Below are 11382 nucleotides of genomic sequence, written 5' to 3'. Positions count from 1 at the left end.
TCAGAGCCCTGTCTTTGCTATCCCAAGGCCCTGACTCGCTGGTGACTTCAATTTTGCAAGGTAGGTTTCAAGAGGCTCGGGCCTTGCAATATAGTAGCCCTGCACGTAATTCACACCAAGTTCATTCAGCACCCGCAAGACACTGGCGCTCTCGACGAATTCGGCAATCGTCTTCAACCCCATCACATGGCCAATATTGTTGATGGCCGTCACCATGGCATGGTCAATAGGATCGCTTACGAGGTTCCTGATAAACGTGCCATCGATTTTAAGGTAGTCCACCGGCAGGTTTTTCAGGTAGCCGAAGGACGACATCCCGCTCCCGAAATCGTCGAGGGAAAAACGGCATCCGAGTGTCTTCAGGCTCTGGATAATAAAACGTGCCTTGGTCAGATTCGCAATGGCCTCCGTTTCGGTAATCTCAAAGCAGATAATTCGCGGGGAAACATCAAAGCGCGCAAAACATTCGTTTATAAACGGCAGGAAGCCCTCATCCCCGAGGGATGCCCCGGACAGGTTAATGCTGCAGGTCGCAACGTTTCCGGGTCCGGCCTTTGCAAGCTTGGCGAAGGCCGTCTGGAGCACCCATCGATCAATTCTGACCATCAGGCTAAATCGTTCCGCGGCCGGGATAAAAGCCATGGGCAGTACCAGTTTCCCGTCTTTATCGTGGAGACGGAGCAACAGTTCGAAATGCGCTCCCTCTTCAGGCTGCGCCGAAGACACGGAGGTTGGCACGATGGCCTGGCAATGCAGGCGGAACCTGTTTTCCTCAAACGCCTCACTGATACGTCCCACCCATTGCGTTTGCCGAAACCTGCGAGCAAGAGCCTGGTCGTCCATGCTGTAGAGATGGATCCGGTTGCGGCCATTTTCCTTGGCCAGATAGCAGGCGTTGTCGGCGGCGCTGAGCAGGTCGGCCAGCGACCAGCTATTGTCGCTGAAGTTAACCTGGCCAATGCTCAGGCCGACGCGGAAGGGCTTGCCTTCCCAGGTAAAATTTAGGTCTTCGAGCTCTGCTTTGAGAGCTCTGGCAATCCGCTTGGCAACGGGCGCGGGACAATCCTGAAGCAATACGCCGAATTCGTCACCCCCCAGGCGTGCCAGCAGGTCAGACTGTCTAAGGTGTTTCTTAAAAACGGGCCCAAGAACGCGCAACAAGGCATCACCCGCCATGTGTCCACAGGTATCGTTGATCACCTTGAACTGGTCGAGATCGAGAAACATAAGGCTGTGGGAGCCATCCAGTCCCACCGGTTCCTCCAGCAGGCTCCGCAGCCGTTGCTCAAAGGCATGCCGGTTGAGCAACCCTGTAAGATTGTCGTGGCTTGCCTGGTATGACACCTCTGCCGCGAGCCTGCGGGCATGGGTGACATCATGGAAAACCATGACAGTCCCGATAAGCCGGCCATTCCTGTCCCGAATGGGCGCAGCCGAATCCTCAATGGCAAACTCTGTACCATCCCGATGCAGCAACACCGTTTGACTTGCCAATCCTACAGTTTGTCCACTGGCTAATACCCGCACTACCGGATTCTCTACCGGCTCGCGAGTCTGCTCATTGATAATACGGAAAACCTCCGGCATCAGAAGCCCCCGGGCTTCGGCTTCGGACCAGCCAGTAAGGGCTTCTGCAACGGGATTCAGATAGTTGATCCGACCTTCTTTGTCAGTAGTGATCACGGCATCGCCGATGGAATGCAGTGTGACCTGTGCCAGTTCCTTTTCAGCAAACAGTTGGCTCTCTACTCTCTTGCGACAAGCGATTTCCCGATTCAGGGCATTTACGCGTCGGGTAATCTCGACAAAACGCTGGTTGGCCTTACTCTCGACATAACAGCGCACGATAACCTGAGCAGGAGAGCCCCTATCTGCCCGAAGCCTGGCTCCATAGGTAATGTAACGTTCGCCGATGGAGCTACTGATTGTGACCAGGCCGCGAATAAAATCCCCACTCCGAACCCATAGCCTTATCGAGGAGTCCAGCCTGGCCGGATCGTTAGCCAGTTCATGCAATTGGTGTCCATTTTCCAGAGCAGTGAATGCCTTCCGGGCCGCATGGTTCATATCAACAACCCGACCCTGGGCGGAAAGCAGAAGGAGCGGCTCGGGAAGCAGGTTTTCCAGCGATTTATGATTCATGTCCGAATCAGCCATCAAGTTAAAGACTCAAAGTATTCCTGGCCTGACGCAGCTTCAGACTCTGCGTTGGATTTAAGATGAACGACGACCCGACACCCCTGATCGCCCCGGGCTATTGTCTCTTCCAGCGTGACTTTGGCGTAACCAAGACTTTGAGAGGCGATGATGCCAAACACATTACTGGTCATCATACACATGGAAGGGCGCCCGACCACCTTCTCGGCAAAAGGACAGGCCCGATTACCAAGCACAATGCGATCGTCATTCTGTTCGACAATGTAGAAGTCGCCCTTGATTCTGCGTTTCAGGTCCACGAGCACGTCGGCAACCTGGGAACGGGTTAGCCTGGAAACACCCAGGGCCTCTTTATAATCAAGGTCCATCTGATTCCCCATATTCTGGCCAACGATACTGATAAAACCCGCGGCCTCTCTAAGCCCCACGACGTCTTCCAGCACACCGGACAGTTCACGTATCAAATTACGAAGAAAAAGATCTCTTTCCAGTGGGATGTCCAGCTGGGCCAGGGGGATTCTTCTGGAATCGGTATCAACGGTTGCCATGACAGTTTCCTGCTTGCTTGGCAACGCCGGAGGGGGCAAGCATTGCTTGAAAAGATGAGCGACAAAGAATGTCCCTGACCCGGTAACGCCTCAATAGCCGCTGATCATTATACAACCAGTACCGGGGGGTAGTTGATTGCCGGGTTGTTACAATCCGGTTAGGTGATGCGCGGCCTGGCAGCACAGCCGCTCAAACTCCGGTTAAAAGTTTTGCTTTCAGGTACTATCTTGCTAGAAGTAGTGGTTACTGACAGGAACACAGCAACAATTTCCTCCGTAGCATTGCCAATTCAATCGTGTAACAGCGGTTTTCAGGAGAGATTTATGGCAGGGACGCCCGACAACGACGAGTTGTTCACGGACCTTACCGAAGCGTTAGCGATGGCCTGCTCGGTGGTTTGCGCGGCAGTCATTGTCAAAGACGGAAAATCTCCGGACCATTATATCGGCAACCCCGAAGCCGCCCAGCTGCTGCTGACGCTCGACAGCGTTCAGGCAACACTGGCTGACGGGATTCCCCGGACGGAAGTGCCGCCACCCGACACGGCTCTGGCCGCGGCCGCCTTCATTGCAGTCGAACCCCTGAGTCTCCCCCACCAACAATCATTAACAACTGTGATTGCGTTTGCAGGCGAGCACCTCACTGATTGCGAGCGCGCGGTGGCGCTCTTGCACTCCCTGGCAACAGAAGCCGCCAATGAACTGATGTTCCTGAGGCAAACGCCTTTTCTTGCAGCTGCTTTTGCAGAAATCGAATGCGGCGTGACCATCGCTGATCCCAGCCTTGAAGACGCCCCTCTCGTCTATGCCAACGCCGCGTTCGAGCGTATGACAGGCTATTCAAAAGCGGAATTATTGGGTCGCAACTGCCGCTTCCTTCAGGGAGATCTTCACGATCAGCCCGGTCTTCGGATTATTCGCAATGCCCTGGCCCGCGGTACAGACTGCACGGCTGTGGTAACCAACTTTCGCCGAAACGGAGAGCCCTTCGAAAACAGGATCAAGCTCAGAGCTATCCGTACCAATGATGGCACCCTCTCTCACATAATCGGTATTCAGCTCGATGTGACCAGAGAGCTCCTGGCACTCGAGTCACTGGCCCGGCAAAAGCGCCGCTACGAAAGCCTGATCAGAACGCAATCCGGGTACATCTGGCTTATGAATGCGAAAGGTGAACTCAAGGACGTGCCCGAGAAATGGTTAGAGCTCGCTGGACTGTCGTCATTGAGCGGTCTGCCCGATCTGGCAGCAATCCGCGGCGCTCTGACGCCAGAGGCTGCATTGGCGTTCCAGGACAAATGGAGCGAAGCCCTCAGGAGCGTGACACCGTTTGAAGTGGTCTATGAGTTATCCGGTCAAAGTTCGTCTCCGAGGTGGTTTCTGGATTGCGTCACGCCCGTGTTCGATGACAATAATCATCTCATCGAGTGGATCGCCGCCTCACAGGAGATCACTGAACTGAAGCGCGCCGAGAAGGAAGTCGAGCGAGCCGCTTACGAGGACCGGCTGACCGGCCTTCTGACCCCGGAAGGCTTTGCCCAGCGCCTGGACGAGCTCTTGAAAGCAATGGACCTTCATCCGGCGAGCCCTGTGGTAGTGGTGGACATAAAGGCGCTCAGGGAAATAAATAATACCCGGGGCTATGACGTCGGAGATGAGGTACTGCGGGAGGCTGCCCGTCGTTTGACAGCGGAGGTTGGTCACAGTGGTCTGGTGGCGCGCACGGGTGGGGATGAATTCACCGTGCTTACGCTACTTGAGCACCAGCGCACGAAGCGTCAATTACAAAGGTGCATGGCGGCTGTCTTCGACGTGCCTTTCGAAATCAGAGGCTTTGCTTTCCACGTTGAGGCATCGTTCGGCTATGCTCGAATCCGTAGCAGCAGAGGCGATGCCCGAAAGCTGATGACAGACGCCGCATTGGCGATGCATCGAAGCCAGCATAATTCGCCGCTGCCCTGGACCCAATACACAAAAGCCCTCGAGCAGAAAACCCGCGAAACCGTGGACCTGACAACCAAGCTACGGCATGCCCTTGAAGCCGATCAACTTGAGCTTTACTATCAGCCCCAGGTTGATCTGGCGACCGGCCGCATTATCTCAGCGGAAGCCCTGCTGCGCTGGAATCATCCGCAGGCAGGCTTTATCCCTCCGGGCCTGTTCATCCCGCTGGCTGAACAAAGTCAGCTCATCGGACCTCTGGGGGACTGGGTGCTACGCCAGGCGTGCAGGGATCTCAAGGCCTGGCGAGATACGGGGCTTGCAGTCTGCCCGGTTTCGATCAATGTATCGTTGATCCAGTTTCAACTCGGTTCTGTTCCCGACAAGGTTCGCCAGGCACTAACCGAGTACAATGTCGCCCCGGGGGAGCTGACCCTGGAGATCACCGAAAGCGTTTTCGAGCACCATGGTCGTGATTTGAAGAAGGATCTGGAAGCCCTCAGCGCAATGGGGGTCCGCCTGTCCCTTGACGACTTTGGAACAGGTTACTCGTCACTGGCGCATTTAAACGACTACTTCTTCGACGAAATCAAAATTGACAAGAGCTTTGTCTCCCGACTGGACGATGGCGCCTACGCCCAGGCCATCGTCAAGGCAATTATCTTCATCGCCGCGGCGATTGATGCCGATGTCGTTGCTGAAGGTATTGAATTAACAAAAAGTATAGCAACCTTGCAGCATCTTGGATGCAAAAAAGGTCAGGGTTTTCTTTACAGCCACGCGGTACCAGAAGCCAGTTGGCGTCAATTATTGATCGACCAGAAGCCATACTCGTGAAAGCCCCCCGGCCCCGGGAAACGGTCAGGGCCGGGCTATGCCCAACTGTTTGTTGACTGCATCGCGAATCTCCCGGTAACGATCAGGTTGATTGATCAAGGTATCCAGATCGTCCTCCGGGAAAATCTCGTTCCTCTTTTGCCTGGCTTCTTCTTTGGAAAATACGGACGGTATCAATTGCTCGAGACAGCGCAACATAACCTCGGGTGAAACCGATGCCCCGGGCGACGCCCCCAGGAGTGTCCCGTAGGTTTTGTCTGTGGACACAAGGATTTCGGTGCCCATCTGCAGATCCCCGTCTTTGATGATTTGCACGCGCTGGCCCGCTTCAATCGGTTTCCAGTCAAACTTTTTACTCAAGCCAGGCGCAAAGCTGTCCAACTCTTCGAACATGCTCTTCTCGCCTTTGAAGCTCTCCGAAATCAGATATTTGACCAGCGGGAAATGCTCCAGGGCAACGTTAAGCAAGCCGGGGACATCATGCAGACGGATTGAGGTAAGGTAATCGAAAAATCCACGGCCTCTCTCGAGAACCGGTTTGAATGACGCGAAAGGGCCGAAAAGTAAATAGTGCTTACCATCCACCACGCGCAGGTCGAGGTGCGGAACAGACATGGGGGGCGCGCCAACTTTGGCTTTACCATAAGTTTTGGCCCGGTAATGTTTCGCCTGTTCTTCGCTGATCGATGCCCGCAAGAACCGCCCGCCAACAGGAAATCCGGTAAACCGGCTACGAAACGGCAGGTGGCTCCTTTTAAGGAGTGGAAATGCGCCCCCACCGGCCCCTACAAACAGCACATCTGCCCTGTGCTGAATGGGGCCACCTTTATTAACAGCCTCGATAACCCAGCGGCCGGTCGGGCTCTTGTGAACGCGCTTGACATGAGTGCCATATTCAATTCTTACACCCAGATCATTCACTGCATGCGCCGCCATTTGCGCCGTTAACGCACCAAAGTTAACGTCTGTGCCTGTCTCAATGACGGTAGCCGCCATCTTTTCATGGCGAGGACGCTCTTCCATGGTGTAGGGAATCCAGCTTTTTATTTCATCAAAGTCTTCCGAGTAACGCATGTGCTCAAAAAAATGATGAGCCGACATTTCCTTGAATCGCAATTTCAGTTCTTCAATGGCGGATTCGGAAACGATGGTGCAGTGCTTGGTTTGATTAATAAAAGTCTTGGGGTCCTTGATGGCGCCCTTTTCGATCAAATGCGCCCAGAACTGCTTGGCAACGTTGAACTGCGCATGGATCTTCAAGGCTTTTTCAACTGAAATGACCTCTTCATCCACCGGGGTATAGTTAAGCTCACAGTTGGCCTCATGGCCCGTTCCGGCGTTCCAGAATGCAGAAGAGTTTCCCGCGCCGGGACCGTCCAGCCGCTCCAGAATGGTGATATCAAGATCGGGTGCCAATTCTTTTGCCAAGGTGGCAAAAGTGGTTCCCATAATCCCCGCACCAATGATGACTACGTTCATAAAGTCTTCTCGCCAGTGTTGATGATTTTCAGGGTATCTGATGATTTCGCTTTTTTACAGTAGCGGTACCGTGGCTTCACATCATGACTTCCACTACCGGCCCCTACGCGCCAGGTTCCTTGATGGATGTCCGTAATTCAGGACGTAGATGTCCTTATAAGCCGACACTTTTATCCCGAAATTCAGATAATTGTCCCGAGAACCAGACAGCCATGCCTGTTTCATCACTAATTTATCACCGAACTGTCGCAAAAAACCTGAAAAAACAGTGTGCTGAGAAACTGGCACAGTTTCTGTTTGGGAGGCTCTGATAACTATAAAAACGACGCATCACCAACAAGAAAGAACGGGTGCAAATCCGTCGTTCAGAGAACAATAAGGTACTTCCATGCGCTTTTTCCTACTGGCCCTGTTGCTGGCAAGCCCCCTGTGTGTTGCGAAAACCGTCGTCGTCATTCAAAGCTACCACCTTGGATACAAATGGGATGCGGATTACGTCGATGCCGTCCAGTCAGTACTTGGCGATGACCATGACATCCATATCTTTGAACTGGACACCAAACGTTTACCCAAATCTGAATGGCCACAGAAAGTAGCCAGTATCCAGCAATCGATTTCACAGCTTCAGCCCGACGTTGCCATCCTTGGCGATGACAATGCATTCTCACTGATGGCGAGCCACCTGGTCGAGAAGCAGATTCCTGTTGTATTCCTCGGGGTAAATGGCGGGCCTGCCCAACACCCTACCCTGGAACATGAGCTGGTCGCAGGCATACTGGAACGTCCGTTCTTCGCTGAGAGCATTCGCCACTTGCAGAAGGTACTCAGGGTGGATGAACGCTTCCTCGTGTTGATGGATGATTCACCCACCATGCGTAATGCGATCAATGAATACTTTGGCGAAAAGCGAAGCGCCGAGGTGTATGGCTCGCAACTGGACATTGTCCTCACCAACGACAAAGACACCTGGTTGCAGTCGGTTTTCAGTGCCCACGAACAGTACGACGCCATTGTGGTCGGTACGCACCACACCATCCGGGACTCGGAGGAAAACTATATCGAGCCGAAAGACCTGATCGGTGAGGCATTTACACGTAGCCAGGTGCCCATCTTCTCGTTCTGGGATATTTTCATCGGAGAGCAGCAAGCCATTGGTGGCTTCACCATCTCCGCCCATCAGGAAGGCCTTACCGCATCACGCCTCGCATCACTGATACTGAAGGGGGTCAAGCCGAACCGCATTCCGAAGATGAAGTCCTTGAGCGGCCACTATGTTTACAGCGATAGCGGCATGAAGCACTGGAACCTGAAACTCTCACCCATGATCGCCAGCCAGGCGAACTTTGTTGAATAGAGTTGAATAAAATCGAAGCGATTGGCTCGAGATTATCTGCAGCCAGTCGTTAAGCAAGATATCGCGTATGGTAAAAGAGGCAGACCAGTGGCTGTAAACACATTTCAAGGAATTGAGCGTCGTCTTGGTGTAAGCGGGAAACTCCTGATTGCCCCTGTATTCATTCTTCTGCTGTTTGCCCTCGTCATTTTCTACAGTGTCAGGGAATTTCAGATGCTGGACGAGCGCATGGGTACCGTTGCCAGGGACCTGGCCCCGGAAACGTCTATTGCCACAGGTGTCCTGATCAATCTCTACAACATGCGATTGAGGGTGTTTGATTACTACGACACCGGTAACGACGACATTCTGTCCCGTTTCGAGCAGCTTGAATCGGATTTTCTGAAAGAACTTTCGGATGCCAGGAAGGCTATTGATAATGCAGAGCGGACACAGCTTGTCGGAGAGATTGAGCAGACAACGCTGCAATTTGTGGGTGTCTTCAAGAACGAACTGGTACCCGCCAAACAGCAAGTAAAATCCATCATTGCCAATGAACTCGACCAATACGGGCCCGATGCATCGGAAGCATTACGCAGAGCCATTGACGGGGTTACCAACCGCGAGCCTGACAGCCGCTTGCGAGTGGTTCTGGAGCAGTTGATTCACGACACGCTCCTGATGCGGATGGCGGCACAGCGTTTCTTTGCAGACGGTAACGAGTCCTCGGAAACGGCCCTCGGTTATGCCATGGAGGATGTCTCGGATGCCCTGGAGTTTCTGGATATGGATACGGTGCCGGATTACGTCAGGCAGTATTTTGATACGGCCATTGAGGCGCTCGAGAACTACCAGGCATCGGTCGACAGGTTGTTGATACAACAGAAAACGATGATCCGCACGAAAGAGGACAAGCTTGACGTACTGGGGCCGCAGATTACAGGGCTGGCGCGGGATCTTGAGCAAAAAGTGTTCACTTCACTGGAAACAGTGGCGGACGAGGCAGAAGCGGAAACCGAAACCGCACTGACACTGATACTTGCCGCCTTTATAATTTCCGTTGTTCTGGGCCTGGTGGTTGCTCTGCTAATGAGCCGAATGATGGGGGCCAGCGTGAAGCGTGCGCGAGCAGAAATCCTGGGCTACCTGGAGAACATCGGTAATAACAACGGCGATGTCTCTACCCGCCTGACCAAAGGGCGTCCGGATGAGATCGGCGACTTTATTGCTGCCGTGAATTCGTTCCTGGAAACTCTGGAAGACATCATTTCGAAGATTGTTGTGTCATCGCGGAAACTCAGCACCGAATCCGAATCGCTGTCCGGCATTACCGACAGTACCACCGCAAATGCAGAGCAACAGAGAGACCAGGTCACCCAGGTGTCAGCAGCCATGCAGGAAATGGTCTCTACGTCGGACGAGATTGCCTCCAATACAAGTGATACCGATGAGTCCGCACGTCAGGCTGCTGAGCTGGCAGGTACCGGACAATCGACGGTTTTAACGGCGGTCAAATCGGTAAACAGGCTTGGGGAGCAGATTGAGGAAGGTTCAAAACGTATTCAGCGCCTTGAACAGGAATCGGGTGAAATCGGCAACGTCCTGGAAGTGATCCAGGCGATTGCCGAACAAACCAACCTCCTGGCCCTGAATGCCGCCATCGAGGCCGCTCGTGCCGGTGAGGCAGGCCGGGGTTTCTCGGTTGTTGCGGACGAAGTGCGTAATCTCGCCAAGCGGGTTCAGGACTCGACGGTGGATATCGAACGAATCGTGTCCAATCTGCAGAGTGGCGCGGCTGGCGCAGTGGTAGATATGAGCAGGGCCAAGCAGATGGCCGGTGAGGCCAGCGAGGAAGCAGGCAAGTCAGGCGAAGCGCTGACGGACATCCTGGCTGCGGTGAACCGGATTGTGGACATGACAACACAAGTCGCAAGCGCCACTGAGCAGCAGCGGGCAACGGCCGCCGAGATGACCCAGAACGTTGAAGCCAGCAGCAGTGCCATTGATAAACTGACTGATGACATCTCCCATGTGAACCAGTCCAGCAAATCACTGGCGGATATGGCGGAAGATCTGGGTAGCGTGGTGCGCCGCTTCAAGACATCAAATTAACGTTCATTTTCACGGGTGTTAACTGCGTCATGGGCGACATGTCGAATTACTGATACTTTCAATACTCAACAAAAAGTTACGTAGAGTATCAGGGAGAGATCCACCCATGAGCCAATCACGCTTTACCCGGGCACCCGGTATTACCGCAGCTGCAGTGTTGGCTTCATTGTATGCAGTTTCTGCTCAGGCCGGCCCCGCTCAGACCATTTATGCCGCCGAAAACGCCCTGTATGGTGCGGGCCATGAGATCGGCAAGGCCGACGGGTGGATGGATAACACCCTGCGCTCTGCCATCCGGCACTATCAGTCCGGTAACGACGAGTTGCAGGCTACTGGCAATCTCGACCCGCAAACGTTATCCGCGCTGGGGGTCGCCCCGGAAGACAACAGCACCATCAGCGATAATGCCGCTCCCGATCGCCAGGCCGCCATGGCTGCGATAGGCTTGAGCGAAGAGCGTTTCGGTTCGGGCAGTGCCAGCCGCCGGATGGCTGCTGCACCCGAGCCGGAACCTAAACCTGAGCCCGAACCTGAGCCCGAACGGGTAGCACAACCTGACCCAGAGCCCGAAGTACAGCCAGAGCCGGAAGTAGTCGTTCAGGAGAAGCCGGAACCAGAACCTGTGGCGTCCGCGCCGGCCGAACCCGAAGTGGTTCCAGCCAGGGAACCCACCGCTGAGCCTGAGCTGGCAGCCCAGACCACCGAGCCTGTGGCGGAATCCATTCCTGAACCTGAACCTGAACTGACGGTGGCAGAGCCTGAGACAAAAACTGAGCCTGAGAAAGAGACACTAGTTGAAGTCTCAACCGTTGAGGAATCGCCTGAGGCCGATTTCCAGCTGCCAGACGAACCAACGGCGGCGGGAAATCCGGAGGTTTCAGAAACGTCGGACGTGTCTGAACCGCCCGCTCAAAGCAGCGGCGGCTTTTTCAGTTCCGTGTTCGATTTTCTGTTTGGCTGGTTGATCTGACCTCA

The 11382-nt window shown here is 54.1% G+C and carries 7 protein-coding genes; 4 read left to right on the top strand and 3 right to left on the bottom strand.

Features of this window, described 5'->3' with window-relative positions; all coding sequences use genetic code 11:
- A complete protein-coding gene (locus tag FDP08_RS01970) occupies window positions 1-2142 on the bottom strand; it encodes an EAL domain-containing protein (RefSeq protein ID WP_170978954.1) in 2142 nt (713 codons plus the stop codon).
- A gap of 14 nt (window positions 2143-2156) precedes the next feature.
- Window positions 2157-2705 (bottom strand): methanogen output domain 1-containing protein, encoded by a 549-nt coding sequence (locus FDP08_RS01965; protein WP_137434360.1) that lies wholly within the window; start codon window positions 2703-2705, stop codon window positions 2157-2159.
- 324 nt (window positions 2706-3029) lie between these two features.
- On the opposite strand from FDP08_RS01965, the gene FDP08_RS01960 reads away from it, so the two are divergent.
- Window positions 3030-5483: a sensor domain-containing protein gene (locus FDP08_RS01960; RefSeq protein WP_206077260.1), complete on the top strand. Its 2454-nt coding sequence runs from the start codon at window positions 3030-3032 to the stop codon at window positions 5481-5483.
- Window positions 5484-5507: 24 nt separating this feature from the next.
- On the opposite strand, the gene FDP08_RS01955 is transcribed toward FDP08_RS01960, so the two are convergent.
- On the bottom strand, window positions 5508-6962 hold the full coding sequence (locus FDP08_RS01955; RefSeq protein WP_137434358.1) for a malate:quinone oxidoreductase: 1455 nt from the start codon (window positions 6960-6962) through the stop codon (window positions 5508-5510).
- Window positions 6963-7350: 388 nt separating this feature from the next.
- Here FDP08_RS01955 and FDP08_RS01950 point away from each other — a divergent pair, with 388 nt between their 5' ends.
- From FDP08_RS01950 to FDP08_RS01940, 3 genes are all read left to right on the top strand, one after another.
- Window positions 7351-8316 (top strand): ABC transporter substrate-binding protein, encoded by a 966-nt coding sequence (locus FDP08_RS01950; RefSeq protein WP_137434357.1) that lies wholly within the window; start codon window positions 7351-7353, stop codon window positions 8314-8316.
- 87 nt (window positions 8317-8403) lie between these two features.
- A complete protein-coding gene (locus FDP08_RS01945) occupies window positions 8404-10407 on the top strand; it encodes a methyl-accepting chemotaxis protein (RefSeq protein ID WP_228263210.1) in 2004 nt (667 codons plus the stop codon).
- Between the two features lie 106 nt (window positions 10408-10513).
- The gene (locus FDP08_RS01940; protein WP_137434356.1) at window positions 10514-11377 is read left to right on the top strand and encodes a peptidoglycan-binding domain-containing protein; all 864 of its coding nucleotides are present in this window, start codon (window positions 10514-10516) and stop codon (window positions 11375-11377) included.
- The last annotated feature ends 5 nt before the right edge of the window (window positions 11378-11382 follow it).

It is taken from the genome of Marinobacter panjinensis (genome assembly GCF_005298175.1).
GTDB classification, from domain to species: domain Bacteria; phylum Pseudomonadota; class Gammaproteobacteria; order Pseudomonadales; family Oleiphilaceae; genus Marinobacter; species Marinobacter panjinensis.
The sequence above is the reverse complement of the archived record's forward strand: the minus strand, read 5'-3'. Positions and strand labels throughout refer to the sequence as shown.